This is a genomic window from Achromobacter sp. ACM03, from assembly GCF_014851665.1.
In the GTDB taxonomy this organism is placed as follows: Bacteria; Pseudomonadota; Gammaproteobacteria; order Burkholderiales; family Burkholderiaceae_B; genus Achromobacter; species Achromobacter aegrifaciens.
The window spans coordinates 59,035-84,904 of record NZ_JACVAD010000009.1; the positions used below are offsets into that span (position 1 = coordinate 59,035).

At 66.6% G+C, this 25,870-nt stretch carries 32 protein-coding genes; 14 read left to right on the plus strand and 18 right to left on the minus strand.

Annotated elements, in window-relative coordinates; genetic code table 11:
* Window positions 1-29 precede the first annotated feature (29 nt).
* Complete coding sequence (locus tag IB257_RS27895) at window positions 30-950, minus strand: LysR family transcriptional regulator (protein WP_192493150.1); 921 nt, start codon at window positions 948-950, stop codon at window positions 30-32.
* A 140-nt stretch (window positions 951-1,090) separates the two neighbouring features.
* On the opposite strand from IB257_RS27895, the gene IB257_RS27900 reads away from it, so the two are divergent.
* Window positions 1,091-1,495 (plus strand): RidA family protein, encoded by a 405-nt coding sequence (locus IB257_RS27900; RefSeq protein ID WP_054452797.1) that lies wholly within the window; start codon window positions 1,091-1,093, stop codon window positions 1,493-1,495.
* 15 nt (window positions 1,496-1,510) lie between these two features.
* Here the strand turns inward: IB257_RS27900 and IB257_RS27905 are convergent, their stop codons facing one another.
* On the minus strand, window positions 1,511-2,158 hold the full coding sequence (locus IB257_RS27905; protein ID WP_225589268.1) for an IclR family transcriptional regulator: 648 nt from the start codon (window positions 2,156-2,158) through the stop codon (window positions 1,511-1,513).
* A 94-nt stretch (window positions 2,159-2,252) separates the two neighbouring features.
* Here IB257_RS27905 and IB257_RS27910 point away from each other — a divergent pair, with 94 nt between their 5' ends.
* Together IB257_RS27910 and IB257_RS27915 are read left to right on the plus strand one after the other, a co-directional pair.
* Complete coding sequence (locus IB257_RS27910) at window positions 2,253-3,221, plus strand: tripartite tricarboxylate transporter substrate binding protein (protein ID WP_192493151.1); 969 nt, start codon at window positions 2,253-2,255, stop codon at window positions 3,219-3,221.
* Window positions 3,222-3,235: 14 nt separating this feature from the next.
* Window positions 3,236-4,111, plus strand: coding sequence for a TauD/TfdA family dioxygenase (locus IB257_RS27915; protein ID WP_192493152.1), 876 nt, complete (start codon window positions 3,236-3,238; stop codon window positions 4,109-4,111).
* Between the two features lie 27 nt (window positions 4,112-4,138).
* Here IB257_RS27915 and IB257_RS27920 read toward each other — a convergent pair whose 3' ends face one another.
* Window positions 4,139-4,618 (minus strand): thioesterase family protein, encoded by a 480-nt coding sequence (locus IB257_RS27920; RefSeq protein ID WP_119449968.1) that lies wholly within the window; start codon window positions 4,616-4,618, stop codon window positions 4,139-4,141.
* Between the two features lie 360 nt (window positions 4,619-4,978).
* On the opposite strand from IB257_RS27920, the gene IB257_RS27925 reads away from it, so the two are divergent.
* Window positions 4,979-5,533 (plus strand): hypothetical protein, encoded by a 555-nt coding sequence (locus IB257_RS27925; RefSeq protein ID WP_054452807.1) that lies wholly within the window; start codon window positions 4,979-4,981, stop codon window positions 5,531-5,533.
* Window positions 5,534-5,597: 64 nt separating this feature from the next.
* Here the strand turns inward: IB257_RS27925 and IB257_RS27930 are convergent, their stop codons facing one another.
* The gene (locus IB257_RS27930) at window positions 5,598-6,578 is read right to left on the minus strand and encodes a GlxA family transcriptional regulator (protein ID WP_054452809.1); all 981 of its coding nucleotides are present in this window, start codon (window positions 6,576-6,578) and stop codon (window positions 5,598-5,600) included.
* Window positions 6,579-6,748: 170 nt separating this feature from the next.
* On the opposite strand from IB257_RS27930, the gene IB257_RS27935 reads away from it, so the two are divergent.
* Both IB257_RS27935 and IB257_RS27940 read left to right on the plus strand, forming a co-directional pair.
* Window positions 6,749-7,105 (plus strand): DUF1428 domain-containing protein, encoded by a 357-nt coding sequence (locus IB257_RS27935; RefSeq protein WP_175214102.1) that lies wholly within the window; start codon window positions 6,749-6,751, stop codon window positions 7,103-7,105.
* Between the two features lie 51 nt (window positions 7,106-7,156).
* The gene (locus tag IB257_RS27940; RefSeq protein WP_125470560.1) at window positions 7,157-7,660 is read left to right on the plus strand and encodes a VOC family protein; all 504 of its coding nucleotides are present in this window, start codon (window positions 7,157-7,159) and stop codon (window positions 7,658-7,660) included.
* On the opposite strand, the gene IB257_RS27945 is transcribed toward IB257_RS27940, so the two are convergent.
* Both IB257_RS27945 and IB257_RS27950 read right to left on the minus strand, forming a co-directional pair.
* Window positions 7,657-8,178 carry a DUF1993 family protein gene (locus IB257_RS27945; protein ID WP_119449970.1) on the minus strand — a complete coding sequence of 174 codons (522 nt, stop codon included), beginning with the start codon at window positions 8,176-8,178 and terminating at the stop codon, window positions 7,657-7,659. The genes IB257_RS27940 and IB257_RS27945 overlap by 4 nt on opposite strands.
* Before the next feature lie 113 nt (window positions 8,179-8,291).
* Window positions 8,292-9,374, minus strand: coding sequence for a PHB depolymerase family esterase (locus tag IB257_RS27950; RefSeq protein WP_192493153.1), 1,083 nt, complete (start codon window positions 9,372-9,374; stop codon window positions 8,292-8,294).
* Window positions 9,375-9,583: 209 nt separating this feature from the next.
* On the opposite strand from IB257_RS27950, the gene IB257_RS27955 reads away from it, so the two are divergent.
* Window positions 9,584-10,228, plus strand: coding sequence for a hemolysin III family protein (locus tag IB257_RS27955; RefSeq protein WP_119449971.1), 645 nt, complete (start codon window positions 9,584-9,586; stop codon window positions 10,226-10,228).
* Between the two features lie 18 nt (window positions 10,229-10,246).
* On the opposite strand, the gene IB257_RS27960 is transcribed toward IB257_RS27955, so the two are convergent.
* Entirely contained in the window at window positions 10,247-11,434 is a 1,188-nt protein-coding gene (locus IB257_RS27960) for an NAD(P)/FAD-dependent oxidoreductase (RefSeq protein WP_054452821.1), read from the minus strand.
* A gap of 63 nt (window positions 11,435-11,497) precedes the next feature.
* Window positions 11,498-12,265, minus strand: a complete 768-nt coding sequence (locus IB257_RS27965) for a helix-turn-helix domain-containing protein (RefSeq protein WP_119449973.1) — start codon at window positions 12,263-12,265, stop codon at window positions 11,498-11,500.
* 151 nt (window positions 12,266-12,416) lie between these two features.
* On the opposite strand from IB257_RS27965, the gene IB257_RS27970 reads away from it, so the two are divergent.
* Both IB257_RS27970 and IB257_RS27975 read left to right on the plus strand, forming a co-directional pair.
* Window positions 12,417-13,229, plus strand: a complete 813-nt coding sequence (locus tag IB257_RS27970; RefSeq protein ID WP_175163143.1) for a sulfite exporter TauE/SafE family protein — start codon at window positions 12,417-12,419, stop codon at window positions 13,227-13,229.
* A 209-nt stretch (window positions 13,230-13,438) separates the two neighbouring features.
* Window positions 13,439-13,852, plus strand: a complete 414-nt coding sequence (locus IB257_RS27975; RefSeq protein WP_119449975.1) for a DUF4168 domain-containing protein — start codon at window positions 13,439-13,441, stop codon at window positions 13,850-13,852.
* A 40-nt stretch (window positions 13,853-13,892) separates the two neighbouring features.
* On the opposite strand, the gene IB257_RS27980 is transcribed toward IB257_RS27975, so the two are convergent.
* Window positions 13,893-14,333 (minus strand): helix-turn-helix domain-containing protein, encoded by a 441-nt coding sequence (locus IB257_RS27980; RefSeq protein ID WP_192493154.1) that lies wholly within the window; start codon window positions 14,331-14,333, stop codon window positions 13,893-13,895.
* A gap of 80 nt (window positions 14,334-14,413) precedes the next feature.
* On the opposite strand from IB257_RS27980, the gene IB257_RS27985 reads away from it, so the two are divergent.
* From IB257_RS27985 to IB257_RS27995, 3 genes are all read left to right on the plus strand, one after another.
* Window positions 14,414-14,908, plus strand: coding sequence for a DUF2938 domain-containing protein (locus IB257_RS27985; protein ID WP_175214104.1), 495 nt, complete (start codon window positions 14,414-14,416; stop codon window positions 14,906-14,908).
* Between the two features lie 82 nt (window positions 14,909-14,990).
* Window positions 14,991-15,542, plus strand: coding sequence for an N-acetyltransferase family protein (locus IB257_RS27990; RefSeq protein WP_370540135.1), 552 nt, complete (start codon window positions 14,991-14,993; stop codon window positions 15,540-15,542).
* Between the two features lie 89 nt (window positions 15,543-15,631).
* Window positions 15,632-16,330 carry a glutathione S-transferase family protein gene (locus tag IB257_RS27995; RefSeq protein ID WP_054452837.1) on the plus strand — a complete coding sequence of 233 codons (699 nt, stop codon included), beginning with the start codon at window positions 15,632-15,634 and terminating at the stop codon, window positions 16,328-16,330.
* 25 nt (window positions 16,331-16,355) lie between these two features.
* Here IB257_RS27995 and IB257_RS28000 read toward each other — a convergent pair whose 3' ends face one another.
* The 6 genes from IB257_RS28000 to IB257_RS28025 form a co-directional block, all read right to left on the minus strand.
* Window positions 16,356-17,117, minus strand: a complete 762-nt coding sequence (locus tag IB257_RS28000; protein ID WP_042794334.1) for an ABC transporter permease — start codon at window positions 17,115-17,117, stop codon at window positions 16,356-16,358.
* The gene (locus IB257_RS28005; protein WP_054452839.1) at window positions 17,114-18,037 is read right to left on the minus strand and encodes an ABC transporter ATP-binding protein; all 924 of its coding nucleotides are present in this window, start codon (window positions 18,035-18,037) and stop codon (window positions 17,114-17,116) included. Before IB257_RS28005 ends, IB257_RS28000 begins: the two co-directional genes overlap by 4 nt.
* Before the next feature lie 104 nt (window positions 18,038-18,141).
* Window positions 18,142-19,071 carry a dihydrodipicolinate synthase family protein gene (locus IB257_RS28010; protein WP_054453666.1) on the minus strand — a complete coding sequence of 310 codons (930 nt, stop codon included), beginning with the start codon at window positions 19,069-19,071 and terminating at the stop codon, window positions 18,142-18,144.
* 2 nt (window positions 19,072-19,073) lie between these two features.
* Window positions 19,074-20,246 carry an L-rhamnonate dehydratase gene (locus IB257_RS28015; protein WP_118932506.1) on the minus strand — a complete coding sequence of 391 codons (1,173 nt, stop codon included), beginning with the start codon at window positions 20,244-20,246 and terminating at the stop codon, window positions 19,074-19,076.
* A gap of 45 nt (window positions 20,247-20,291) precedes the next feature.
* Window positions 20,292-21,326, minus strand: coding sequence for a 4-hydroxythreonine-4-phosphate dehydrogenase PdxA (locus IB257_RS28020; protein ID WP_192493155.1), 1,035 nt, complete (start codon window positions 21,324-21,326; stop codon window positions 20,292-20,294).
* Window positions 21,327-21,333: 7 nt separating this feature from the next.
* On the minus strand, window positions 21,334-22,308 hold the full coding sequence (locus IB257_RS28025; protein ID WP_119449980.1) for a tripartite tricarboxylate transporter substrate binding protein: 975 nt from the start codon (window positions 22,306-22,308) through the stop codon (window positions 21,334-21,336).
* A gap of 126 nt (window positions 22,309-22,434) precedes the next feature.
* On the opposite strand from IB257_RS28025, the gene IB257_RS28030 reads away from it, so the two are divergent.
* Window positions 22,435-23,367, plus strand: a complete 933-nt coding sequence (locus tag IB257_RS28030) for a LysR family transcriptional regulator (protein ID WP_192493156.1) — start codon at window positions 22,435-22,437, stop codon at window positions 23,365-23,367.
* A 109-nt stretch (window positions 23,368-23,476) separates the two neighbouring features.
* Entirely contained in the window at window positions 23,477-23,818 is a 342-nt protein-coding gene (locus IB257_RS28035; protein WP_119449981.1) for a zinc ribbon domain-containing protein YjdM, read from the plus strand.
* A 46-nt stretch (window positions 23,819-23,864) separates the two neighbouring features.
* On the opposite strand, the gene IB257_RS28040 is transcribed toward IB257_RS28035, so the two are convergent.
* From IB257_RS28040 to ccoG, 3 genes are read right to left on the minus strand one after another with little or no spacing between them, the layout of a single operon-like run.
* On the minus strand, window positions 23,865-24,101 hold the full coding sequence (locus IB257_RS28040; RefSeq protein ID WP_054452851.1) for a hypothetical protein: 237 nt from the start codon (window positions 24,099-24,101) through the stop codon (window positions 23,865-23,867).
* A gap of 15 nt (window positions 24,102-24,116) precedes the next feature.
* Window positions 24,117-24,326 (minus strand): FixH family protein, encoded by a 210-nt coding sequence (locus IB257_RS28045; RefSeq protein ID WP_054452853.1) that lies wholly within the window; start codon window positions 24,324-24,326, stop codon window positions 24,117-24,119.
* Between the two features lie 20 nt (window positions 24,327-24,346).
* Entirely contained in the window at window positions 24,347-25,837 is a 1,491-nt protein-coding gene (gene ccoG / locus IB257_RS28050) for a cytochrome c oxidase accessory protein CcoG (RefSeq protein WP_054452855.1), read from the minus strand.
* Window positions 25,838-25,870: the final 33 nt, after the last annotated feature.

Sequence of the window (25,870 nt, forward strand, 5' to 3'; positions counted from 1 at the left end):
GCGAAGCCGGCCCGCGCCGCGCGCCAGTCTCAGGCGCGCGGTCGGTCCGGCGTGTACTGCCCCAACAGCCCGGCGACCCAATCGATGAACACGCGCAGCTTGGCGCTCACGTGCCGGTTGGGCGGAAACGCCACGTACATCGGCATGGAATCCAGGCGCCAGTCCTGGAACAGCGGCACCAGCTCGCCGCTGTCGACGTGGGCGCGTGACATGTAGTCCGGCAACCACAGCACGCCCAGCCCGGCCAGGCCGGCCGCCAGATAGGCGTTGCCCTCGTCGACCGCCAGCACATAGCGCCCGTGCACCTTGAGGCTTTCGCCGCCGCGGCGCATGGCGTAGGGCAAAGCCTTGCCGTTGCGCGCCCACAGAAAGCCCACGATACGGTGATGCGTGTCCTCCAGCTCGCGCGGATGCGCGGGCGTGCCTGCGCGCTTCAGGTACTCCGGCGCCGCGTACACGCCAAGCAGCAAGTCGCCCACGCGCCGTGCCATCAGCGACTGGTCAGTGAGTTCGCCGCCGCGCACCACGCAGTCGACGTTCTCGCCGATCAGATCGACGATCCGGTCGCTCACGCCCATGTCCAGCTGGATGTCGGGATATTGCGCATGGAACGCCGGCAAGGCCGGCACCAGGATCATGCGCGCCAGCGGGCTGGGCACGTCCACGCGCAAACGCCCCCGCGGCACCGCCGACGCCCCGGACAGGCTGGTCTCGGCATCGTCCATGTCGGCCAGCAGCCTCAACACGCGCTCATAGTAGGCGGCGCCGTCGGCGGTCACGTTGACCTTGCGGGTGGTGCGGTTCAGCAGCTTGACGCGCAAGCGCGCCTCCAACTGCTGCACCAGTTGCGTCACGCTGGTCTTGCTCATGTGCAAGGTCTCCGCCGCCTTGGTGAAGCTGCCGGATTCCACCACGCGGGCGAAGGCCTGCATCGCGTCGAAACGGTCCATCTCTGCTCCCGCTCTTCCTGATTATTTGGATTCTACAAACAGTGATGGACGGACTTGCCCGTTTATCGCGGCAACGGGGGCACCTAAAGTGCCTACATCGTCAATCCCGGGCCGGATGCGGCCCATAGATGGAGATAGCCATGACCCAACGCGACGTTGTTTTTCCCCCGGGGCGTCACGCCTTGTATGAGCGCGACCGCTATTCACCCGCAATTCGTTCCAATGGATTCCTGTTCGTCTCGGGACAGGTGGGCAGCCGCGAGGACGGCACGCCCGAGCCCGACCTGCAGGAGCATGTGCGGCTTGCGTTCCGCAATCTGCAAGCCATCCTGGCGGCGGCCGGCAGCAGCTTCGACGACGTGGTCGACGTGACGGTGTTCATGGTCGACCCGGCATCCCGGTTCGAGACGATCTGGCAGGTGGTGCCGGAATTCTGGGGCGTGGCGCCGTACCCGGCCCTGACCGCGGTGGGCGTGACCTGGCTCAATGGTTTCGACTTCGAGATCAAGGTGATCGCGAAACTGCCGCAGACGGCCCAGGACTGATCCGGGCCGTCGCGCTCACACCACGCCGACCCGGATCACACCAGCGATGGTCTGCGCCGCCTGTTGCAAGGCGGGCACCATGTCCGCTTCCAGCCGGTTCCCTGCCACTTCCGGGGCGGCCACCGAAATCCCCACCGACAACAGGCGCGAGCCGGCCTGCGGCACGGGCACGGCCACCGACACCTGGTTGCTGTCCGGGTAGTCGAACCGGGTCCACTCCCCCGGCCCCAGGCGCAAGCCGCCGGCCAGCGCGCTCGCCGGCGGCAGCACGCTGCCCACGCGCAGGTTCATCACCACCAGGCGGCGGCGCTCGGCCGGCGCCATGGCGCGGCCGATGATGATCACGCCTTCGGGGTTGGCCTCGCCCAGGTTGGACGTGCCTGAATAGGCGTCGGCCAGGTTCTGCAGGATCTCCTGCACGGCGTCCGTCACTCCCAGGCTCTCCATGGCCGCGAACCCCAGCTCGAAAACCAGCGGCGTAAGCCGCCAGCGGCTGTCTTCGCGCGCCGCGTAGCCCTCTTCTTCCAGCGTCTGCAGAAACCGCAGCACGGTCGCGTGCGGCAGGTCGACCGCGCGCGCAAGTTCGGCCAGCGTGGGTCGGCCGTTGCCGCGGAAGGCCCGCATGATGGATAGACACCGCTGAATCGATCTATTATTCTTCAATCGTTCACCTAATAAACGTATTGATCACTAGGTGAACAATACACATAAACGATGCTCCCGGCAAGTCCGGCGAGCCCGGGAAGGAGACATAGCTATGAAACGCATCGCACTCGCCTTGGCGGCGGGTCTCGTGTTCTGTACGGGATCCGCCGCAGCGCAGGCAAGCTGGCCCGCGCAGCCGGTCAAATGGATCGTGCCCTACCCGCCGGGCGGATCGACCGACATGCTGGCCCGCTTGGTCAGCCACAAGCTCGGCGAACGGTTGGGCCAGCCAGTCATCGTCGAGAACAAGGCGGGGGCCGGCGGCAACATAGGCACCGATTTCGCGGTCAAGCAGCCGGCCGACGGCTACACCATCGTGATGGGCAATATCGGCCCCATTTCCATCAACCCCGCCCTCTACCCGGACCTGCCCTACAAGCCGCAGCGGGACCTGGCGCCCGTCACGATGCTGATGAGCGTGCCCAACCTGCTGGTGGTCAATCCCGCGTTGCCGGTGCGTTCGGTGCAGGAACTGATCGCCTACGCGAAGAAATCGAAAGCGCCGCTGGACTACGCCACCCCCGGCGCGGGCACCTCGCTGCACCTGGCGGGCGAATTGTTCGCCGCGTCGGCGGGCGTGCGCCTGACCCACGTGCCCTACCGCGGCAGCGCGCCGGGCCTGAACGACACCGTGGCGGGCCACGTGCCGATGATGTTCGACAACATGCCCTCGGCGCTGCAACTGGTGAAGGCCGGCAAGCTGCGCGCGCTGGCGATCACCAGCACGGCGCGCTCGCCGCAGCTGCCCGACGTGCCGACGATGGCCGAGGCAGGCCTGCCGGGCTACGAGATCGCCGGATGGTTCGGCGTGCTGGCGCCTGCCGCCACGCCCAAGCCCATCATCGAACGCCTGAACAAGGAACTGCTGGCCGTGCTGGCCATGCCCGACGTTCGCGAACAGATAGGCGCCATGGGCGGCATCATTTCGGCCGAAGGGCCGGCGGACTTCTGCCGCTACATCGCGGCGGAAACCGACAAGTGGGGCGCGCTGGTGAGCAAGGCGCAGATCAAGCTTCAATAGGCAAGGAGACAAGCATGACCACGTATCGCCATCTGGAAACCCAACCGATAGCCGGCGCGCTGGGCGCCGAGATCCGCGGCATCGACCTGTCGCGGCCGCTATCGGACGATCAGTTCGACGAAGTGCGCAACGCACTGCACGAGCACCTGGTGGTGTTCTTCCGCGACCAGCAGTTGACGCCGCAGCAGCACATCGATTTCAGCTCGCGCTTCGGCGAGCTGCTGGAAGTGCCCTTCGTGCGGGCGCTGGAAGGACACCCGACCATCCTGCCCGTGATGAAAGGCCGCGCGGAAACCACCCGGCGCCTGTTCGGCGGCCTGTGGCACACGGACATGAGCTATGCCGAAGAGCCGCCGCTGGGCTCGGCGCTATACGGCCGCGTCATTCCGCCCTACGGCGGCGACACCATGTGGGCGAACATGTACCGCGCCTACGACGCGCTGTCGGACCGGCTGAAGCAGATACTGGACGGGCTGGGCGCTGTGCACAGCGCGGTGCGCTCCTATGGCGCGGGTGGCGCGGTGGTGAACAACGGCGACCCGGCCCACAAGATGGACGTGCGCACCGACGACCGCGCCGCCAGCGAAGTGGTCCACCCCGTGGTGCGCGTGCACCCGACCACCGGCAAAAAGGCGCTGTATGTGAACAGCACCTATACATTGCGCTTTGACGGCATGACCCAGGAAGAAAGCGAACCCCTGCTGCAGTTCCTGTACCGCCACGCGGCGCGGCCGGAGTTCACCTGCCGCTTCCGCTGGGCGCCGGGCTCGCTGGCGCTTTGGGACAACCGCTGCACCCAGCACCTGGCCATGAACGACTATGACGGCTTCGACCGCGAGATGCACCGCACCACGATCTCGGGCGACCGGCCGATCGCGGTCGCGCGCTGAACGGTCGGGCCGGTCAGGCGGGATGACTCAACGCGGCGGCTTCAGCGGCAAGAGCCGCCGGTAGCCCGCCGGCAGCGGCTGTGCGGCGTGCTCCGTGACGGTGCGCGCCAGCCGCTGCGCCAACTCCGGCGGAAACGGCTTGGCGCGCCGCGTTTCCAGATCCACATGCAGCGACAGCTGCTCCATGGTGGCCGCGACGTAACCGTCGCGGGTCTGCATCAGCTCCATCAGGCACAGCAGGCGCTTGTCGTCCGCTTCCAGCAGCCGGATGCGCAACGCGAGCGGATCGCCCGCCAGCACTTCACGCAGATAAGCCACGTGCACGTTCATCGTGTAGATGCCGCAGCGCGTGGCCTCGGTGTAGTCCAGCCCCACCCCGACCTCGCGCAGCAACTGGAAGCCGACGCGGTCGAAGATGCCCACGTAATGGGCGGCATTCATGTGGCCGTACTCGTCGATCCAGGCGGGATCCACGCTCAGGGTCGTGGACGGAAGGGCTGATGTCATGGTTTCCTCGGCGGCGGGGTTGTAATCAGCCCATGACCTTAGCCGACGTCCGCTGGCGGATCAACGTCTGCGTCGTCGCGGCGGGAGGTCCGCCGAAGGTGGTCCGTCCTGCGTGCCGCGCGTCAGCCGGCCATCGCCCGTCGAACTACTTCTTTGCGCCAGCCGGCGCCGGCCAGACGGCCGATGCATCGCTGCGCCGCCGGAACAATCGTCCATACGTGCACGGCCACCTTGCCGATAGGCGAACGGCGTCGTATCCCGCACCCTGGCGGACAGGCGTAAATAGACAAGTTCGCGTCTTGATTCTCAAGGCGACGCTGACAACGCGCGGGGGCGCGCGCTCGAGGTCGGGGAACCAAGATGAATATCCTGTTGGCGTTCGCGCCGTTCATCGTGTTTGTCATCATTGAAAGAACCGTCGGTGTGCTGGAAGGGCTTGCTGCCGGCACCTTCGTATCCGCCGGGCTGGTGCTTCGCGACTGGCTCAGCCCCGAAAGGCGCATCAAGATCCTGGAAACCGGCACGCTGCTGCTGTTCACAGGACTGACCCTGTATGCCCCGATGGCGGACGGGGATTCCTGGACGATCGCCCAGGCGCGCCTGCGGGTCGACGCCGGGATACTGGTCCTGGTGTTGCTGACCCTGGCGCTGCGCCGGCCGTTCACACTGGAATATGCGCGGGAAAAAGAGCCGGAATACGTCTGGAAGAACCGCCGCTATGCCCGCATGAACTATGCCGTGGCCACGGCCTGGGCGCTGGCGTTTGCGAGCATGGTGGCGGCCGACGCGCTGCTGCTGTACAAGCCCCAATTGCCGCAGGCGGTCGCCATCGCAGTGACGGTGGCGGCGCTGGCCGGCGCAATGAAATTCACCGCTTGGTATCCGGACAGGGTGTCGGCGACCACGCTAAGGTAGCGCGCCCGAACCCGCGGATGTCGCGGCGCGCGATACGCGGTCGCACCGCATTGCGCTAAAGCCGCTACTGGAAGTGGTAGCGCTCGCGATAGCCCACCGGCGACATGCCGCAGTACTTGTTGAAAATATCGCGGAAGGCCTTGGTGTCGTTGTAGCCGACTTCGTACATGACTTCGGCCACGCTCTTGCGCGAGGTCTCCAGGCGCTTCTTGGCCGCTTCCACCCGCACCCGCTGCACATACTCGACGATGCTGTTGCCGGTTGCCTGGCGAAAGCGGCGCTCCAGCGTCCGGCGTCCCATGGCGTGGCGGTCCGCCAGTTCCTCGACGGTGATTTTTTCCGTGTAGCGGCCTTCGATGTAATCCTGCACCGCGCGCACGACCTCGTCGGCATGGGCCTTCTGCCCCACGAACACCGCGAATGGCAACTGGCTCTGGCGGCTCCAGTCCAGCTGGAAGTACTTGGCGCACCAGATGGCGGTGTCGCGGTCGGTGTATTTTTCGATCAGATGCAGCACCAGGTGCGCGGCTGAGAACGCGCCGCCGCTGGTGTAGATACCGTTGTCCGCCATGACGACGCGGTCGCTGACCCATTGCACGTTGGGAAACAGGCTGGCGTAGAGGTTCTGCGCCACCCAGTGGACCACCGCCTGCTGGCCGTCCAGGACGCCGCCCGCCGCCAGCAACGCGGCGCCCATGCACAGGCTGGCGACTTCGCCGCCATCGCGGTGATGGCGTGACAGCCATTCGATCAGTTCGCGGTTGGACAACACCGCGTCGGACACCGAGCCCAGCAGCGGCGGCGCGATGCAGATGTCGATGTCGTGGGCATCGGCCAGGACCATGTCGGCCTGCACCGTGATGCGGCCTTGGTCCAGGCGGACTTCGCGGTTCACGGCCAGGGTGCGCACCGTGAACCGGGGTTCGCGCCCGTGCGCAGCCAGGTATTCGTTGGCGACCAGGAAGCCATGCCTGGCGGTTTCCAGCGAGGCGATGTTCGCCCCCAGGGGCAGTAGGAAGGCGACGTTTTTCATCCTGCAAAGCATACGCCTGCCAGCTGTCGCAATCCACCCTCAAGATTGTCGCAATCGCCTATCTGAGATCGCCGCCGATCCCGATACAGTGACACTTACCGGAATGAGATCCGGGCAGCGCCAGGGGCGGCTTGCGGGGCGTCCTGGCGCGGAACAGAACAACGTGGATCAAGGAGTTACTGATGGAAAAGTATGTAGACGGCTTCCTGCTGCCCGTGCCCAAGGCCAACCTCGAAACCTACCGGAAGATGGCGCAGCAGGCGCAGACAGTGTGGCTGGAGCACGGCGCCCTCGACTACCGGGAATGCGTGGCCGAAGAGATCGACAAGGAAGGTTTCGCCGCATTCAGCGCCGCTGCCGGCGCGCGCGAGGACGAGACGGTGGTGTTCGCCTGGATCACCTACGCCAACAAGGCGGAGCGCGACCGGATCAACGCCAAGGTCATGTCGGACCCGCGCCTGGCCGAGCACTGCTGCGAAGGCGTGTTCGATTTCAAGCGCATGTGCTGGGGCGGCTTCGCCACACTGGTAGGCAACTGAGGCGGCAGGATCTTTCCCGCCCGTTCAAACGCAACAATCTGGAGATACCTCATGGCTAACCCTGCAAGCAAACCCATACCCGAAGGCATGCATACGCTCACCCCGCACATCGTGTGCGAAGGCGCGGCGCAGGCCATCGACTTCTACAAGAAAGCCTTCAACGCCGAGGAGCTGGCCCGGCTGCCCGGCCCCAACGGCAAGATCATGCATGCCGCCATACGCATCGGCGATTCCGTCATGATGCTGATGGACGACTTCCCCGAATGGGGCAGCCTGGGCCCGAAGGCGCTCAAAGGCACGCCCGTCACCCTGCACCTGTACGTGGCCGACGTGGACGCGGCGATGAAACAGGCGGTGGCGGCCGGCGCCCAGGTGACCATGCCCGTGGCGGACATGTTCTGGGGCGACCGCTACGGCCAGGTGGTGGACCCTTGCGGACACCGCTGGTCCATCGCCACGCACAAGTTCGACCTGACGCCGCAAGAAGTCCAGGAGAACATGGCGAAGATGGGGCCGATGGAAGGCTGCGGCGACGCGACCAAGAAACAGAGTTAAGCGGCCGGCTGCGGATACGGCCCCAGGAAATCCAGCTTGCCGATCTTCACGCCCGCGTGGCGCAGGATGGCGTAGGCCGTCGTGACATGGAAGTAGAAGTTCGGCAGCGCGAACGTCAGCAGGTAGTCGTCGCCGCGGAACTCCTGCTTGAAGTCGCCGAACGCCAGCGAAACCTTGCGGCCTTCGGCGCCATCCAGCCGGTCCGCCGGCACGTCCTGCAGATACGCGAGCGTGGCGGCGATGCGCTGCTGCAATTGCTCGAACGTGGTTTCCTCATCCGGAAACTTGGGCGCTTCCACCCGCGACAGGCGCTGCACCGCGAATTTGGACGCGTCGCTGGCGCGCTGGATCTGGCCGCTCAACGGATACATGTCCGGCGCCAGCCGGGCATTGATCAGTTCGGCCGGATCCATGCCGGCGGCGGCCGCGTGGTCGGCGGCCTTTTGCAGTAGCGCGGCCAGCACCTTCAGGCCGCGGACGAAGGCAGGCACGCTGGCCTGATACATGGATAGTGACATGTCGGAGCTCCCTACAGGGACGAGGCGGTTGGCGCGGAATACGCCGGGAACACGCTGATCTTACTGCCGAGGCGGTGACGGGGCCGCCGTCCGCTGCGCGGGCTGCCCCAGGCCTATTCCGCCTGCCCGCGCGCCACGCGACGGTGCGTCTGGAAGAAGCGCCAGATCAGCGCCGAGGCATCCGGCCCGCTGCGCGCGTGATAGCGCACCGAGGGGTCGCCGCCGCTCCAGGCGTGCTCCACGAGCGTGATTTCGCATAGCCGCAGCAGCGTGCGGCTGCCGCGCAGCATGTCGACGCGGCGGTAGGACTTATCCGTGCCCAACCCCAGCACGCGCTCGACCGGTACGCTTTCGGGCGGCAGATCGTTCACGGCGCGAAACTGTTCGAACAACTGCCGCGCGTTGCGCGGCGCCACCGTAGGATCCAGCTGCCCCTGCAGAATCATGGCGGGCATGCCCAGGCGGAACACCGCCGGGTCCGCGACCTTTTCCAGCAAGGGCAATAACGGCTTGAGCGCGCCGCGCCGCATGGTGCCTATGCCCCCGGTGGCGCTGTGGGCGTCCCCCGCGACCGGCCCGGAATGCATGGCCACGGCGGCAATCAGGCGCGGATGCCGCAATGCCACCAGCGCGGCCATGCCGGCCCCGGCCGAAAGCCCCGCGATGTAGACGCGTTCGGGGTCCAGCGCATGCCTGGCGCACTCCGCGCGGATCAGGGCGGCAATCAGGTCGGCTTCCGCCCCGCCGTGCGCGTCGTCGGGCTGGAACCAGCGCCAGCAACGCTGCACCTGACGGGTCATGGATTGCTGCGGATACAGCACCATGAAGCCGCCCGCGTCGGCCCATTGATTCATGCGCGAACCGCGGGCGAACGACAGCGCCGTCTGCCTGCAGCCGTGCAGCATCACCACCAGCGGCATGCCGGCGCGCGGCGCCGCGGCGGGCGTGTAGCGCGCAAAGGTGAGACGGCGGCCCTGGGCGTCGGAGAATTGCCGGGAGGCTTCCCAGCGGCCCGTCCCCAGCGAAGGCGCGGCGGCGCTGCGGGAAGCGGAGGCCGCAGCGGGCTTGGCGGCCCGGCGCTTGGGCGCGCTGCGCTTCTTGGCGGCCTTGGGCGTGGCCATGCGCATGGCGGCGCGCTGCAGCTTGCCGATCTTTTTCGCGGCCTTGAAAAACAAGTTGGTGAAACTGCGCGCCATTGCTGGGCCTCGGCCAGTAAACCTGCGTTTGCTTGCGCGCTGAATGTATCACAGAGTAACTTCCAGGCAGCGCTTTCGGGACGCCGACGCGCAGGTCGATTTGCAGTAGATCAAACGGATACCGCCTCGACCGCGGCCAACCGGCACGCCGCCTTGAGCCGCCGCCCCAAAGCGCCTAAGGTGTAGGCTAAACCAACCTAGACGCATTCATGTTTCCCAACGACAGACCCCAGACCCTGGGCGAGGAAATCGCCAACGCCATCAGCCACGGCGTCGGCGCCGCCGGCGCCGTGGCCTCTGCCCCCATCCTGATCCTGGCCGCCGTGCGCCAGGGCGATGCCGCCTTCATCGCGGGCGCCGCGGTCTTCGCCGCGACGATGTGCCTGCTGTACCTGGCGTCCACCATCTATCACGCGCTGCCCAGAAGCCGCGCCAAGCAGCTTTTCAACGTGCTGGACCATTCCGCCATCTATCTGCTGATCGCGGGCACCTACACGCCCTTCGCCCTGGGCGCCCTGCGCGGCCCCTGGGGCTGGACCCTGTTCGGCCTGGTCTGGGGCATGGCCCTGCTGGGAGTCGGGCTGAAAGCCAGCAAGCGGCTCAACCGCCCGGCCATCTCCACGGGCCTGTATCTGGCGATGGGCTGGCTGGTGATCATCGCAGTCAATCCGCTGATCGAGCGCGTCCCCACGGGCGGCCTGTGGTGGCTGGTGGCGGGGGGACTGGCCTACACCGGCGGCGTGGCCTTCTTCGTGCTCGACAACCGTTGGCGCTACAGCCATTTCATCTGGCATCTGTTCGTGCTCGCCGGCACCGTGTGCCACTTCTTCGCCGTGCTCTGGTACGCGGCCTGAGGGCCGCCGCGCGGCGGCTCAGCCGCGGCCCGATTCCCCCGGCTGCGGCATGGCGAGCAGGCCGCGCTTCATCAATGACTTCATCCCCGGCACGAGCAGCCCGCCGCCGAACAGCAGGTCGCGCCACAACCCCGGCCCTGAAGCCTGGAAGCACGGTGTCAGCGCCCGGCTGAGGCTCTGGTACAAGCGCGAAGGCAATAAGCGGCTGCGGGCGTAGCGCGCGGGTCCCGCGGCGGCGCCATGCTGTCCCAGGGCCCGCGCCAGCGCCATCGCATCCAGCACCGCCAGCGTCGTTCCCAATCCCAGCTGAGGACTCATCGCGTGGCCCGCATCGCCCACGGCGCAGTACGGGCCCGCCGCCAATCCGCGCGGCCAGGTGTGCCGGTAGGTGGCCACCGCCAGGTCGTCGTGCCGCGAAATCTGATCGACCACGGGCGCGGCCTCCGGCCACAGGGACAGCATGCGGTCCTTCCAGGCGCCGATGGGCGCGGCGCGCCAGGCCGGCAAGGCGTCGTGCCGGATGCTCCAGAACAGCGACAGCCGCACGCCCTGCGGGCCGATCTCGGTGGGCAGCAAGCCCATCATTTCGCGGGTGCCGCGAAAGCGCTGCAACAGCTGCGTCGCGCCGTGCCATCCGGGCGTCCAGAACTGGCCCCACAACGCGCCCCAGGCGTAGGCGCGCGAACTTGCCGCCAATCCGACCTGCTCGCGCAGCGCGGACGCGGCGCCGTCGGCCACCACGAACACATCGAAACTGGACTCGGCCCGGGCTGCGCCCGCGCCATGCGTCACGTGCGCCCTGCCCTCGCGGGTCGCAAGCGTCTCGACCGGACAGCCGAACGAGAACTCGGCGCCCGCGCGCCGCGCGGCCTCGAACAGCACCCCGCCCAGCGCCGCCCGCGTCACGGCCCGCGCGCCGTCGCCCACGTAATCGATGTCCACGACCCGCCAGCCGCGATGCGACAGGCCCAGCAGGCGATCGATCGGCGCGCCTACGTTCAGCGCCGCGACGTCGACGCCCAGCGATTTGAGCGCGCGCACGCCGGGCGGCTGCAGCAGCAGCCCCGCGCCCAGGGTGGTGAACCCCTGGTGCTTTTCAAAGACGCGCACCTGATGGCCAGCTTGCGCCAGCGCCAGCGCGGCGGCCAGTCCGGCGCTGCCCGCGCCGGCGATGCCGATGGATAGCGGCGTATGTGTAATGGTCATGGAATGGCGTGGCCCGGCGGCCCGAAGGGGCCGCCACGGGAGCCGGCATAGTACCAACTGCCCTCAGCCCTCGCGCAGATACTCCGTGGGCGGACGGCCCAGCACCCGCCGGAACATCGTCGAAAACGACGCCGGGCTCTGGTAGCCGAAATCCAGCGCAATGGCGGTCACCGACTCGCCCGAGGCCAGGCGGGCCAGGGCCAGCACCACGCAGGCGCGCTGCCGCCATTCCGAAAACGCCATGCCCGTCTGCTGTCGGAAATGGCGGCTGAAGGTGCGCGGACTCATGTGCAGGCGCTCGGCCCAGGCCTGCGGCGCCGCGCGCGCGTCAGGCGCGGCGATGAAGGCCTTGCACAAGGGCGCCAGGCGCCTGTCGCGCGGCAGCGGGATATGCAGCGGCAGCACCGGCGCGCGCTCGACCTCGTGCAGCAGCAGCGCTGCAAGCGCGCCGTCACGCCCCGCCAGATCGTAGGCGGGTGGCATGTCGACCGCGTCCAGCAGCAGCTGCCGCAGCAGCGGCGACACCTCGATCACTTCGCAGGCCTCGCGGTCCGCGCGCGCCGCTCCCGGCTCGATGTAGGCGCTGCGCGTGCTGACGTCCAGCATGCGGACCTGGTGCGTCACGCCCGCCGGGATCCATACCGCGCGCTGCGGCGGCACCACCCAGTTGCCGTCGCGCGTGACCACGTGCATGACGCCGGTGGCGCCATACAGCAGTTGCGCGCGGCGGTGCGCGTGGGCCGGCAGCAGCCGGCCAGGCGGATAGTCGTTGCCGATGGCGACGACGGCGCGGTTCAGATGGTCGTAGCGGTCGATGTGGGTATTGCGCATAGCCTGGGGCGCATAGCCTGGGAATCATGGCCCGTTCAAGCGCCTTCACGGCGGGTCGATTGGCCGAAACTCGAACATTATTGTCTCATCCTCGAAAGCGGGCCAAGGCCGGCCGCCGTATCGTGGCGTTTTCCCCTGGAAGGACGCAGCAATGCTTTATCTGGTTCTGGCCCTGTTCGGCTGCTTGAGCGGCGTGACGACCGTGCTGTTCGGCTTTGGCGGCGGCTTTGTCGTGGTGCCTGTGCTGTATGCGGTGTTGACGGCCGCGCACGGCGCGCACGACGCCATCGGCCTGGCGGCCATGCACATCGCGGTGGCCACTTCCACCTGCGTCATGATCGTGAATTCGGTGGCGGCCACGCGCAAGCACCAGCGCGCCGGCAACATCCTGCGGGCCTATGTCTGGCCCCTGGCCGGCTTCATCGCCGCAGGCGCGGCGCTAGGCGCGCTCGCCGCCACGCGCGCCAGCGGCGACTTCGTGCGCTACGCCTTCATCGCCTACCTGGGCGTGACCATCCTGGATTGCCTGCTGCGCCATGGTTTCATGGCGCAGCAGGACGCGTCTCCCCAGCCCCTGGACCGTGGCGTCCTGGTCGGCGGCGGCGTGATCATCGGTGCGGTGGCGGCCTTCCTGGGCGTGGGCGGCAGCGTCATGACGGTGCCGTTGCTGCGCCGTCGCGGCCTGCCCATGGCCAAGGCGGCGGCAATGGCCAACCCGCTGACGCTGCCGGTGGCGGTGGTGGGAACGCTGGCCTACATGGCTGCGGCCGGCGGCCTGGCCGAACCGCTGGCGCCCTGGATCGTGGGCTATGTGGACCTGCTGGCCTTCGCCGCGCTGGCGCTGGGCTCGCTGGTCGGCATCCGGTTGGCCGCGCCGCTGATCCCGCGCATCCCCGACCGCCTGCACGCCCGCGTCTACGTGCTGCTGCTGGCGCTGGTAATGCTGAGCATGCTGATCGTGTAGACCCGTCCCGCATAAATTTAAGGAAACATCGCGGCCAGCAGCGACTACGAAACCGCGCAAAACGTTTCCGCCGCGCCCCGGGGGACTCCCTCCCGGGGCGCGCGCCGATCCCGTGGCCTGCCGAAACAGGAAAACACATCGCGAAACTTGCCCCCGCACCGCCCCGGTCGTCATCATGGCCCGACATTCAACCGGAACAAGGAGGTTTCATGCAGCGTTCCACTTATGCATTCCTGTCCGCCGCCGTGCTGGCGACGGCGCTGTCCGGTGCTCCCGCCCTTGCGCAGCAAGCCAGCCAGGCGCAAGGCCAGGCCCAGGCTCAACCGCGCATGGCGCCCCCACCCGCGATCCAGCCGACCGACCAGCAATTGCAGCGTTTCGCTTCGGCTTCGCAGAAGATTTCCGGCGTCGTCGACGAATACCGTCCCAAGGTCGACGCCGCCAAGACAGATGCCGCCAAGCAGAAGGTCGTCGAGGAAGCCGACGCCAAGATGGTGAAGCTGGTGCAGGCCGACGGCCTGAGCGTCGAGGAATTCAACGGCATCGGCCAGGCCATCCAGCAGGACCCCCAGCTCAAGCAACGTTTGATGAGCATGGGCAAGGGCGCGCCCGCCGCGAAGTAGGGTAAGGCTCTCCGAGAGCTAGTGTTGGCGCCATCCGTCCTCAGGAACGGATGGCGTTTTTTTTCTTTGCGGCGGCCGGAGCCGTTCTGCTTTGCTTCACCCTGCCGGAAGCCGCCTTCAGCAAGCGCTGGAAAGTCGGGCATTGCGCATGGTTGGCGGCAGGACATACCGCCGCATGGCGCAGGCCCTGACTCATCGCCCGCAGGCGCTTGATGGTCGCATCTATGCTGTCGGCCTTGTCCAGCAACAACTGCCTGTCCACCCGCAACGCGCCGTCGGGCGCAAGCATGGCCTGGATCTCGTCCAGCGACAGGCCGCCGGCCTGCCCCAGCGCAATCAGCGCCAGTTGATCCAGCACGCCGGGCGCAAAGCGCCGGCGCTCGCCGGCGGCGCTGACCGCCACGATCAAGCCCCTGTTTTCATAGAAGCGCAGCGTGGAGGCCGGCAGGCCCGTGCGCCGGGCGACTTCCGAGATATCCATGGCATCCTCCTTGACTTGAAGTTGACTTCAACTTCTATCATGCCTGCAAACGATGCGGTCATCAACGGAAGGAACAGGACATGGAATCGATGGAATTGGCGGCGAAAGTGGTTTTGATCGGGATCGGCGCGACGGTCGTGATGGACCTGTGGGGCATGCTCCAGAAAGCGCTGGGCATGCCCACGCTGGGCTACGCGCTGGTCGGCCGGTGGGCCGGCCACCTGTGCCGGGGCAAGCTCGCCCACGCCAATATCGGCCGGGCCGAGCCCATCGCGGGCGAATCGGCGCTGGGGTGGACGATCCACTACGCCGTGGGCGTAGCCTTCGCCGCGCTGCTCGTCGGCGTCCAGGGCGCGGCATGGTTGCGTGATCCCACATGGCTGCCCGCGCTGGCCGTGGGCGTGGCAACCGTCGTCATGCCGTTTTTCGTCATGCAGCCCGCCATGGGCGCGGGGATTGCAGCGTCCCGCACGCCCACGCCCTGGAGGAACCGCCTGCGCAGCCTGGCGACGCATGCGGTGTTCGGCTGCGGCCTCTATCTGTCGGCGGCGGCGCTCAGGCTGCTGTGGAACTGAGCGCGAATCGCCCAGGCTCCTGGCGGCGCAACTATGATGACGCCAGTTCGGGATACCCGAGCGAAAGGAACCAGGAGGCGTTGTGACCTTGACGGCAAACGAGACAAACCAGCTGACGATCCGCCGCGCACGCGTGGAAGATGCCCCCGCAGTATTGCGGGTCTTCGACGAAGTGATCGCCTGGTTCGTGGACATGGGCAATGAGGGGCAATGGGGCAGCGAGCCCTGGTCGGCCTTGCCCAAGCGCATCGCCAACGTGACCGAAGCCTGCGCGCTGCCCGGGGCGTGGGTCGCCGAGGAACCGGGCGGGGGCATCCATGGCGCGCTGGTGCTGGGCGCATCCATGCCCTATGTGCCTGCGGCGACCGCACCAGAAATCTACGTAAGGTTGCTGGTGGCCTCGCGCGACGACCGGGCGCGCGGCCTGGGCCGGCGCCTGTTGGCATTTGCCGATGAGCAGGCGCGCGCCGCCGGCGTGGAACGCATGCTGGTGGACTGCTACGGCGGCGGCAGCGGCGCTCTGGTGCGCTTCTACGAATCCTGCGGCTACGAACGGATTTCGACCTTCGACGTGAATGGCTGGCCCGGCCAATTGCTAGGCCGCACGCTGGCCCGGCCCGACGCCGGCAAATAGCGGGTCCGGCAAGCCTGAGCCACCCGCCCTGCGCAACCGGTTATCCTGTTCCGGATTCCGTCACCGACACGTAGAAGGAGCGCAGTATCTTGACCCCGGATCTCACTCTCTATGACCTGGCGGGCGCCGACGCCTCGCTGCGCTTCAGCCCGCACTGCTGGAAGACCCACATGGCCCTGGCCCACAAGGGCCTGACCGCGGCGACCGTGCCCTGGCGCTTCACCGAAAAGGAAGCCATAGACTTTTCCGGCCAGAAGCTGGTGCCGGTGCTGGTGCACGGCGACCATGTCGTCAGCGATTCCTGGCAGATCGCGTGCTACCTGGAAGACACCTTCCCCGAGCGGCCCTCGTTGTTCGGCGGCGCCAGCGGCCGTGCGCTGAGCCTTTTCGTGAATTCATGGTCGGACACAACCCTGGTGCCGACGCTGGCGCGGCTGCTGCTGCCCAGCATCCACGGCCTGATCCATGAAAAGGACCGGGACTATTTCCGCGCCACGCGGGAGAAGCGCTTCGGCCGGCTGGAAGACCTGCCGGCGGGCTATGAAGACCAGATCGCCGCGCTGCGCGCGGCGCTGCTGCCCTTGCGGCAGATGCTGGGCAAGCAGCCCTATCTGGCGGGCGCGCAGCCGGCCTATGCCGACTACGCGGTGTTTGGCATGTTCATGTGGGCGCGCTGCACCAGCACGCTGGAACTGCTGGCCCAGGACGATCCGGTCCACGCCTGGCGCGAGCGCCTGCTCGATGCCCATGACGGCCTGGCCCGCCGCGCGCCGGCGGCCCAAGCCTGAGCCACCGTCCCCCTGTCCGTCTGCGCTAGGTCTTCAGCCGGTAGCCGGTCTTGAAGATCCAGCGCACGCCGATCAGGCAGGCCAGCAGGAACACCAGCGTCATGCCCACGCTGACGCCGACGCTGACGTCCGCCACGCCATAGAAGGCCCAGCGAAAGCCGCTGACCAGATACACCACCGGATTGAACAGCGTGGCGGTCTGCCAGAACGGCGGCAGCATCTTGATGGAATAGAAGGTGCCGCCCAGGAAGGTCAGCGGCGTGATGATCATCAGCGGGATGATCTGCAGTTTCTCGAAGCCGTCGGCCCAGATGCCGATGATGAAGCCGAACAGGCTGAAGGTCACGGCCGTCAGCACCAGGAAACCCAGCATCCAGAACGGATGCGCGACCTCGAACGACACGAACAGGCGCGCCGTGGCCAGCATGATGAGCCCCAGGATGATGGACTTGCTGGCGGCAGCGCCCACATAGCCCATGACGATCTCCACGTAGGAGATGGGCGCCGAGTGGATTTCGTAGATGGTGCCCGAGAAGCGCGGCATGTAGATGCCGAAGGACGCGTTGGCGATGCTTTGCGTCAGCAGCGACAGCATGATCATGCCGGGCACGATGAAGGCGCCGTAGCTCACGCCGTCGATCTCGACCATGTGCGAACCGATGGCGGAACCGAACACCACGAAATACAGCGAGGTGGAGATCACGGGCGACAGCACGCTCTGCATCAGCGTGCGCCACGCGCGGGCCATTTCAAACAGGTAGATAGCGCGGATGGCGTAGAAGTTCATGATTGACCGTGCACCAGGCTGACAAAGATATCCTCGAGCGAGCTTTCCGACGAATTCAGGTCGGTGAATTCGATCTCCAGGCGCGAGAGCTCATGCAGCAGCCGGGAGATTTCCCCGCCGCCCTGGTTGTCGTAGGTGTAGACCAGCTTGTGGCCGTTGTCGGACAGGTCCAGCTGGAAGGCGTCCAGCGCCGTGGGGATGCCCGGCAGCGGCGCCTTCAGCGTCAGCGCCAGCTGGCGCTTGCCCAGCTTGGCCATCAGCGCGTGCTTCTCTTCGACCAGGATGATCTCGCCCTTGCGGATCACGCCGATGCGGTCGGCCATTTCCTGGGCTTCCTCGATGTAGTGCGTGGTGAGGATGATGGTGACGCCGCTTTCGCGCAGGCGCCGCACCATTTCCCACATGCCGCGCCGCAACTCGACGTCCACGCCGGCGGTGGGCTCGTCCAGGAACAGGATCGCGGGTTCGTGCGACAGCGCCTTGGCGATCATGACGCGGCGCTTCATGCCGCCCGACAGCGCCATGATGCGGCTGTCCTTCTTGTCCCACAGGGACAGGTCGCGCAGCACCTTTTCGATGTAGGCGTGGTCGGTCGGCTTGCCGAACAGGCCGCGGCTGAAGTTGACGGTGTTCCAGACGCTTTCGAACGCGTCGGTGGAAATTTCCTGGGGCACCAGGCCGATCTTGGCGCGGGCCGCGCGGAACTCCGTGAGTATGTCGTGGCCGTCTGCCAGCACGCGGCCGGCGGTGGGATTGACGATGCCGCAGATGATGCTGATCAGCGTGGTCTTGCCCGCGCCGTTGGGCCCGAGCAGGGCGAAGATCTCGCCGCGCCGGATATCCAGGTTCACGCTCTTGAGCGCCTGGAATCCGGATGCGTACCGTTTGGATAGATCCTGAACTGAAATGACCGGCTGCACACGCGCCCCCGACTGGATGGATAGCCAGGGATTTTAACCGTCACGCGTGACAGGCTTGTTCGCCGTGACGGAACAGTGTGTTTGGCAGGCTGATCAATCCCTGCTCAGCGTGCCCAGCGCAGGACCAGCGGATCAAGGCGGCTCGCGGTCTCCAGCAGGCCCTGCCGGACCTCCGCGCGCATGGCCGGCCAAGGGTGGCGCGGCGCATCACACGCGATCACGCCGCCGGCCTTCATCAAGGCCTTGGCCGTGAGGATGCCGCCCTGCCGGTTCTCGTAATTGATCAGGGGCAACCAGCGCTCGTACAGGCGGTAGGCCTCGTCGCGCCTGCCTGCGCGATGGGCCTCGATGATGGGCCGCAGGCCATCGGCGAAGCCGCCGCCGGTCATGGAGCCGGTGGCGCCGGCATCCAGGTCGGGCAGCAGGGTGATGGCTTCCTCGCCGTCCCAGGGCCCTTCCACGGCCTCGCCGCCCAGCGCGATCAGGTCGCGCAGCTTGCTGGCCGCGCCCGCGGTTTCGATCTTGAAGTAGGCGACGTGCTCGATCTCGCGCGCCATCCGCGCCAGCGCCGCCGCCGACAACGGCGTGCCTGCGACCGGCGCATCCTGGATCATGATGGGGATATCCACCGCGTCCGACACGCGCTGGAAGAATCCCGCCACCTGTTCCTCGGACACCCGGATCGTCGCGCCGTGGTAAGGCGGCATGATCATCAGCATGGCGGCGCCCTGCTCCTGCGCGCGCCGGCTGCGCGCGGCGCAGACCTGGGTGCTGAAGTGCGTGGTGGTCACGATCACCGGCACGCGGCCGGCGACGTGCTCCAGGATGGTCCGCGTCAGGATTTCGCGCTCGTCGTCCGACAGCACGAACTGCTCGGAGAAATTGGCCAGGATGCAAAGGCCGTCCACGCCCGAGTCGATCATGAAATCCACCGCGCGCTTCTGGCTGGGCAGATCCAGCTCGCCGGATTCGGTGAAGGTGGTGGGCACGACCGGGAATATGCCGCGATAACGCGGGTTCTGGTAGGTAGCCATGTTCATTCGATGATGTTGAAGTCTTTGAGGTATTCCGTCTTCAACGTCAGGCCCAGGCCGGGCTTGTCGTCGTCCAGGTCGATGAAACCTTCCTTGGCCACCGGCTCGCCGTCGAAGATGTAATAGAACAGCTCGTTGCCGACTTCCACGTCGAACATGGGGAAGTACTCGCTCATGGGCGAGGCCAGCGTGCTCATGGTCAGGTGGTAATTGTGCATCTGGCCGGCATGCGGCACCACCGGCACGCTGTAGGCCTCGCACAGCGCGTTGATCTTGTGCGCCGCCGTGATACCGCCCACGCGGTTGGTGTCGTACTGCACCACCGACACCGCCTTGCGGTCCAGCAACTGTTTGAAGCCATAGAGCGAGAATTCGTGTTCGCCGCCGGAGATCGGGATCGAGGTCAGCTGGTTCAGTTCCGCGTAGCCGTCGATGTCGTCGGCGATGACGGGCTCTTCCAGCCAGCGCGGCTCGAACTTTTCCAGCTTGGGCAGGATGCGCTTGGCGTACTCCAGGTTCCAGCCCATATAGCACTCCAGCATCAGGTCGGTGTCGTAGCCGATCACCTCGCGCACCGCCTCCACCGACTTCAGGTTCTCCGACACGCCCTTCTGCAGGTGCGCCGGACCGTAGCCGAAGCGCATCTTGAAGGCGGTGAAGCCCTGGTCCAGATAGGTCTGGGCCTCTTCCTGCATGGCCTTCAGGTCGGTGCGGTAGAGCTTGGAGTAGTAGACCGGGATCTTTTCCTTGGTTCGGCCGCCCAGCAGCTTGAAGACGGGCTTGTTCACCGACTTGCCCAGGATGTCCCAGATGGCCAGGTCCACCGCCGAAATCGCGGCCATGGTCACGCCCTTGCGGCCCCAGGCGTGGGTGGAGCGGTACATGCGCTGCCACAGGTATTCGTAATCCCAGGGATCCTGCCCGATCACCAGCGGGGCCAGGTACTGGTCGATGATGGCCTTGGCCACGCGCGGCGCCAGCGCCACGTTGCCCAGGCCCACGATGCCGTCGTCCGTCTCCACCTCGACCACGGTCCAGCCGTGGAAGCGGAAGGTGCTCATGGTTTCCTGCTTGGAATACAGCAGGTCCATGGCGTTGGAGCAGAAATTGCCCTGCGGCGGCACGGTCTTGCCGGTCCACTCGTAGACGCGGGCGCGGACGGATTTGATCTTCATGAGGATATCCTGCTTGGAATAAGGGTATGGAATGAAAGCGGCGGATCAGCCCGCCCGCGTGCGCGATGCGCGGTGCGACAGGCCCATGCGGCAGGCGATGAGAAAGGCCTGCCAGGTGGCGTCCAGATTGGCGCGGCCCTGGCCGGCGATGTCGTAGGCGGTACCGTGGGCCGGCGTGGTGATGGGAATGGGCAGGCCGCCCTGCACCGTCACTCCACGCGAAAAGCCCAGCAGCTTGATCGCGATCTGGCCCTGGTCGTGGTACATGGTGACGATGGCCTGGAACTCGCCGGCCTGGGCCTTCAGGAAGATGGTGTCGGCGGGGAACGGGCCCTGCACCGGCAGCCCCTCATCGTTCAGTTGCCGCACGGCGGGCGCGATGATGTCCACCTCTTCGCGGCCGCAGGTGCCGCCGTCGCCGCCATGCGGATTGAAGGCCGCCACCGCCACGCGCGGCTCGGCAATGCCGTTGGCCTGCAACGAACGGTAGATCAGCCGGGTAGCGTCCTTGATGCCGTCGATGCTTAGCGCCGCCGCCGCGTCCTTCAACGGAATATGCGAGGACACGCGCGAAGTCCACAGGTCGCCCAGGGTATTGAACTCGCAGAAGTAGCCGGTCACGCCCAGGTACTGCGCAAAGTGGTGCAGTTCGTCGTCGTGCCCCAGGCCGCCCAGCTTCATGGCGTACTTGTTCAGGGGCGCGAAACAGATGGCGTCGACGTGGCCGTCGCGCGCGGCGTCCATGCAGGCGTTGAGCACCCGCAGCACCGACGCGCCGCCCGCGGCCTCGGCCTGGCCGACATGCACCTGGCCGGGGTCGATGGTATCCATCCCCAGCCAGGCGGGCGCGCCGGTGTCCGGCCGGCCGCGCACCGCCTCGATGCTGTCCACGGGCTGGATGGCGACCTGCACGCCTGCCACCCGCTGGCCTTCGCGCCACAGCCACTCGTCGCCCACCAGCACGATGTTCGCCTGTTGCATGGCTTCGGGTCTGGCCAGCAGGCGGGCGATCAGTTCGGCGCCGATGCCTGCGGGGTCGCCCAGGGTCAGGGCGATGACGGGTTTCTGCTGCTTGCTCATGTCTGGGTCATTCCACGGAAATGTTGTTCTTCTTGATGACGCCGGCGTAGCGCTGGTTTTCGCTCTTATGGAACTGCGCGAACTGCTCCTGGCTCATCGGGTTGATGTCGGCGCCGATCGCCTGCAGGCGGGCCTGCGTGTCGGGCAGGGCCAGGATGCCGTTGACGGCGTCATGGATGCGCTTCTGATTGGCGGCGGGCGTGGCGCTGGGCATGTAGATGCCGTACCAGGCGCTCATTTCCACGCCTGGGACGCCGGCCTCGGCCATCGTCGGCACGTCGGGCAACTGGGCGTTGCGCTTGGCGCTCAGCACGGCCAGCGCGCGCACCTTGCCGCTCTTGATGTGGGGGATCACGGAAGACGCGGTCTCGAACGCGATCTGCACTTGCCCGCCCATCAGGTCCACCAGCGCCGGGCCGCTGCCGCGGTACGGGATGTGGATCATCTGCACTCCGGTGGCGTCCTTGAACAGCTCGGCGGCGATGTGCTGGGTGCTGCCCGAGCCACTGCTGGCAAAGTTGTAGGTGCCAGGCTTGCTCTTGAGCAGAGCGATCAGTTCCTGCACCGACTTGGCCGGCACGTCGTTGTTGACCACCAGGATGTTGGGAACGGCGCCCACGAACACCACCGGCGTCAGGTCGCGGTCGTTGTCATAGCCCAGCTTCAGCAGGTGCGGCGCGATGGCATGGGCGGTAGAGACCCCCATCACCATGGTGTGGCCGTCCGTGGACTTGGCCGCCAGGTCGGCCGCCAGCGTATTGGACGCGCCCGGCTTGTTCTCGACCACCACGGTCTGCTTGAGCAAGGGCCCCAGCTTGTCGGCCACGGCGCGCGCCATGGCGTCGGTGCCGCCGCCCGGCGCGGATCCCACCAGCAGGCGCAGGGGCTTGTTGGGCCAGTCGGCGGTCTGCGCCTGGACGGGCGCCAGGGCCGACAGGCACAGGGCGCCGGCCGCCATCGCGGCCAATAGCCTAGTCTTCATGGTTGTCTCCTTGGTTGGTTTTTTTGCCCGTTGAAGAGGCAATCTTTTGTGAGTCCATCTTAGAAAGAAGCGCTGTTTCCGTAAAATGAAACTTTTGCACTAATCGTTCACCTGAGGCGATCAATCATGGAACGCGCGATCCACGTCCCTTCCCTGCTGGCCCGGCTGCGCATGCGGCAGATCGTCCTGTTGCTGGCGATCGAGGAACGCGGCACGCTGCGCGCCGCCGCCAGCCAGCTCAACATGACCCAGTCCGCGGCCAGCAAGATGCTGCACGAGCTGGAACTGGCCATCGGCCAGCCTCTATACGGACGGGTCGGCCGCGGGCTGGCGCTGACCGCGGCGGGCGAATGCGTGATGGGGTACTTCCGGGGCATGCGCGGCACGGTCTCGTCGCTGGCGCGCGAACTGGAGGAGCTGCGCCTGGGCAGCGCGGGCAAGCTGTTCATCGGCAGCATCATGGCCGCATCGCCCGGCCATCTGACCGACGCCCTGCTGCGCCTGAAACAGACCTATCCGCTGCTGGCGGTCGAAATCTCCACCGGCACCAGCGACCTGCTGATCGGCCGCATGAACGAAGGCAAGCTGGACGTGGTGATCGGCCGCATGCTGACCCTGTCGGACAGCCAGTACGTCTTTCGCCCGATCGGCGACGAGGCGCTGTCGGTGATCGCGTCGGTGGACCATCCGCTGGCCGGCCGCAAGCGCGTGAGCTTTGACGCCATGCTGGACTATCCCTGGGTGCTGCAGCCGAATGGCAGTCCGATGCGCGACGTCATCGAACAGGAGTTCCGTTCGCACAACGCCTCCACGCCCAGGGGCCTGATCGAATCGGCGTCCATCCTGACCACGACGAACCTGGCGATGAAATCGACGATGCTGGGCGTGATTCCGGAATCGGTGGCCAGCCGTTACGCGGCGCATGGCCTGCTGGCGATACTGCCCTACCAGATCCGGCAAAGCCTGACGGCCTTCGGCAGCATCGTGCCGCGCGACCGTCCGCTGAGCGCCGCCGCGCGGCATTTCGTGGGCTTGCTGCATGGCGACGCAACAGCTTGAGAGCGCGCAATACAAAGGGGGAAAACTCTCGCGGCGCAGGGGAAAACAGCATGCCGCGCAGTACAATCGCGTGTTGCGCATCGCGCGTTTTTTACACTGAGGTCCACACGTGAGCGCACTGCCCGCCTGTCCCAAATGCCAGTCCGAATACACCTATGAAGACGGCGCCCTCTACGTCTGCCCGGAATGCGCGCATGAATGGCCGGCGCAGGCCGCGGAATCTGCCGATGAAGCCGCGCGCGTCTACCGCGACTCGGCCGGCAATGTGCTGCAGGACGGCGACACCGTCACTGTCATCAAGGACCTGAAACTCAAGGGTTCCGGCGGCGTGGTCAAGATGGGCACCAAGGTCAAGGGCATCCGCCTGGTCGATAGCGACCACGACATCGATTGCAAGATCGACGGCTTCGGGGCGATGAGCCTGAAGTCGGAGTTCGTGAAGAAGGTATAGGCCGCCGCTTGCGACGGCCCCGGGCCGCGGCCACGCCGCGCCCCGGCTACAGGTCCTCGGGTTCCTCGGCCTTGGGCATCAGGTAAGCGGTCAGCGTGCTGGACAACCCCGCCATCACCCACAGCACGAAGAAAGACACGGTGTAGAAGCCGGTGCGTCCGGTAGGCACATGCCCGAAGATCGCCACATCCAGGGGGTCGATCAGGGCGAAGATCAGCGCGCTCCCCGCCGCGGCCGCCATGAAGGACGGCCACAGGATCCACATCAATGATCGCAAGCCCATCTGTGTTCTCCCCGATTACGGATTGGCGCTGGACGCCGCCTGCTCGATGACCAGGCCGCGCTTGACCACGCCCTCCTGGATCGGCTGATTGCTGAAGTTGGTGAAAGCGAAATAGATCGTGACGAAGCAGCCTATCATGGCCACGAACGGGCCGGCCATCAGGATCCAGGGCCAGGGCTCGCGGTACCAGGGCTTGGCGGTCTTGGCGGGTTGGGCGGCGGTCATGGGCTTGTCCTTTTCAGTATTCAATCGGGTACGTAGAAGCTGGCGGGCTCGTCGGTCTCGACCGGACGGCTCTCGCCGTCCTGGCCGCGCGCGCGCAGCGTGATGGCATGGGCGCCCGGCTCGGCGCCAGCCGGCGCACGGATCACCATGGGCACCAGCTTGTTGGCCGCCGCCTCGACGTCGACCGTGTCCGAGCCCTGCTGTCCCATCATCACCTTCAGGCCGGGCATGCCCTCGACCGAGAGCTGCAGGCGCATCGGCTGGTCGGAAGTATTGATGATCTGCAGGCGGTACACGTTTTCGATCATGCCGCCGGCCACTTCGCGCCCCAGCGCGCCGCGGTCGCGGATCACGTCCACCCGCAAGGGGTTGCGCATGGCCAGCGACGCCACGAAAGCGATGGCCAGCGCCAGGATCAGCGTGCCGTAGATCAGCACGCGCGGACGCAGCAGATGGGAGCGGGCGCTCTTGGCGGACAGCCCGTCCAACATGGCGCGTTCCGAGGTATAGCGGATCAGGCCGGGCTCGTACTGCATCTTGTCCATGACCTGTTCGCAGGCGTCGATACAGGCGCCGCAGCCTATGCACATGTATTGCAGGCCGTCGCGTATGTCGATGCCGGTAGGACAGACCTGCACGCACAGGCTGCAATCGACGCAGTCGCCCAGCCCGGCGGCCTTGTGGTCCACCTTGCGCGAGCGGCCGCCGCGCGGATCGCCGCGGCGCTTGTCGTAGGTGACCACGAAGGTGTCGGGGTCCACCATCACGCTCTGGAAGCGCGCGTACGGGCACATGTACTTGCACACGGATTCGCGCATGAAGCCGGCGTTGCCCCAGGTGGCGAAGCCGTAGAACAGCATCCAGAACCACTGCCAGGGGCCGAGTTGCAGCGCGAACAGCTCATGGCCCAGTTCGCGGATGGGTGCGAAATAGCCGATGAAGGTGGAGCCCGTCCACCAGGCCAGCGCGATCCACAGGAAATGCTTGGTGAGTTTCAGGCGCACCTTGCGCCAGGTCCAGGGCGATTCGTCCAGGCGGATGCGCGCGACGCGGTCGCCTTCGACCTTGCGCTCGATCCACATGAAGATCTCGGTGTACACGGTCTGCGGACAGGCGTAGCCGCAGAACAGCCGCCCCGCCACCGCCGTGAACAGGAACAGCGCCAGCGCCGAAATCACCAGCAGCACCGCCAGGTAGACCACGTCCTGCGGCCACAGCACCAGGCCGAAGAGATAGAACTTGCGCGCGCCCAGGTCGAACAGCACGGCCTGGCGGCCGTTCCATTGCAGCCATGGCAGGCCGTAGAAAATCAGCTGGGTCAGAAAGACGAACGCGATGCGCCAGCGCGCGAAGATGCCGCTGACGGACCGCGGGTAGATCTTGCTGCGCACGCCCGCCAGCGTCTGCTCCAGGGTTTCCGTCCCCGGACGCGGCGGCCTCACATGCGGCCGCCAGGGCGGCGGGTCACCGTCAGGCGTAGTGCCGACCCTTGCGGCTGACCCATCTTCCATTTCCTGCTCCCTGCTGTATGTCCAGTGATATGG

Bases quoted from the DNA above. Each gene is read 5' to 3' on its own strand.
- IB257_RS27960 (WP_054452821.1), bottom strand. From the start codon at position 11,434: ATGACCATTACACATACGCCGCTATCCATCGGCATCGCCGGCGCGGGC.
- IB257_RS27940 (WP_125470560.1), top strand. From the start codon at position 7,157: ATGGCTAACCCTGCAAGCAAACCCATACCCGAAGGCATGCATACGCTC.
- IB257_RS28000 (WP_042794334.1), bottom strand. From the start codon at position 17,117: ATGAACTTCTACGCCATCCGCGCTATCTACCTGTTTGAAATGGCCCGC.
- IB257_RS28040 (WP_054452851.1), bottom strand. From the start codon at position 24,101: ATGGGCTTGCGATCATTGATGTGGATCCTGTGGCCGTCCTTCATGGCG.
- IB257_RS27920 (WP_119449968.1), bottom strand. From the start codon at position 4,618: ATGACATCAGCCCTTCCGTCCACGACCCTGAGCGTGGATCCCGCCTGG.
- IB257_RS27965 (WP_119449973.1), bottom strand. From the start codon at position 12,265: ATGCGCAATACCCACATCGACCGCTACGACCATCTGAACCGCGCCGTC.
- IB257_RS28025 (WP_119449980.1), bottom strand. From the start codon at position 22,308: ATGAAGACTAGGCTATTGGCCGCGATGGCGGCCGGCGCCCTGTGCCTG.
- IB257_RS27970 (WP_175163143.1), top strand. From the start codon at position 12,417: ATGCTTTATCTGGTTCTGGCCCTGTTCGGCTGCTTGAGCGGCGTGACG.
- IB257_RS27950 (WP_192493153.1), bottom strand. From the start codon at position 9,374: ATGGCGCGCAGTTTCACCAACTTGTTTTTCAAGGCCGCGAAAAAGATC.
- IB257_RS27945 (WP_119449970.1), bottom strand. From the start codon at position 8,178: ATGTCACTATCCATGTATCAGGCCAGCGTGCCTGCCTTCGTCCGCGGC.
- IB257_RS28015 (WP_118932506.1), bottom strand. From the start codon at position 20,246: ATGAAGATCAAATCCGTCCGCGCCCGCGTCTACGAGTGGACCGGCAAG.
- IB257_RS28020 (WP_192493155.1), bottom strand. From the start codon at position 21,326: ATGAGCAAGCAGCAGAAACCCGTCATCGCCCTGACCCTGGGCGACCCC.
- IB257_RS27895 (WP_192493150.1), bottom strand. From the start codon at position 950: ATGGACCGTTTCGACGCGATGCAGGCCTTCGCCCGCGTGGTGGAATCC.
- IB257_RS28030 (WP_192493156.1), top strand. From the start codon at position 22,435: ATGGAACGCGCGATCCACGTCCCTTCCCTGCTGGCCCGGCTGCGCATG.
- IB257_RS28045 (WP_054452853.1), bottom strand. From the start codon at position 24,326: ATGACCGCCGCCCAACCCGCCAAGACCGCCAAGCCCTGGTACCGCGAG.
- IB257_RS27975 (WP_119449975.1), top strand. From the start codon at position 13,439: ATGCAGCGTTCCACTTATGCATTCCTGTCCGCCGCCGTGCTGGCGACG.
- IB257_RS27935 (WP_175214102.1), top strand. From the start codon at position 6,749: ATGGAAAAGTATGTAGACGGCTTCCTGCTGCCCGTGCCCAAGGCCAAC.
- ccoG (WP_054452855.1), bottom strand. From the start codon at position 25,837: ATGGAAGATGGGTCAGCCGCAAGGGTCGGCACTACGCCTGACGGTGAC.
- IB257_RS27915 (WP_192493152.1), top strand. From the start codon at position 3,236: ATGACCACGTATCGCCATCTGGAAACCCAACCGATAGCCGGCGCGCTG.
- IB257_RS27980 (WP_192493154.1), bottom strand. From the start codon at position 14,333: ATGGATATCTCGGAAGTCGCCCGGCGCACGGGCCTGCCGGCCTCCACG.
- IB257_RS27910 (WP_192493151.1), top strand. From the start codon at position 2,253: ATGAAACGCATCGCACTCGCCTTGGCGGCGGGTCTCGTGTTCTGTACG.
- IB257_RS27925 (WP_054452807.1), top strand. From the start codon at position 4,979: ATGAATATCCTGTTGGCGTTCGCGCCGTTCATCGTGTTTGTCATCATT.
- IB257_RS28010 (WP_054453666.1), bottom strand. From the start codon at position 19,071: ATGGCTACCTACCAGAACCCGCGTTATCGCGGCATATTCCCGGTCGTG.
- IB257_RS27955 (WP_119449971.1), top strand. From the start codon at position 9,584: ATGTTTCCCAACGACAGACCCCAGACCCTGGGCGAGGAAATCGCCAAC.
- IB257_RS27985 (WP_175214104.1), top strand. From the start codon at position 14,414: ATGGAATCGATGGAATTGGCGGCGAAAGTGGTTTTGATCGGGATCGGC.
- IB257_RS27930 (WP_054452809.1), bottom strand. From the start codon at position 6,578: ATGCTTTGCAGGATGAAAAACGTCGCCTTCCTACTGCCCCTGGGGGCG.
- IB257_RS27900 (WP_054452797.1), top strand. From the start codon at position 1,091: ATGACCCAACGCGACGTTGTTTTTCCCCCGGGGCGTCACGCCTTGTAT.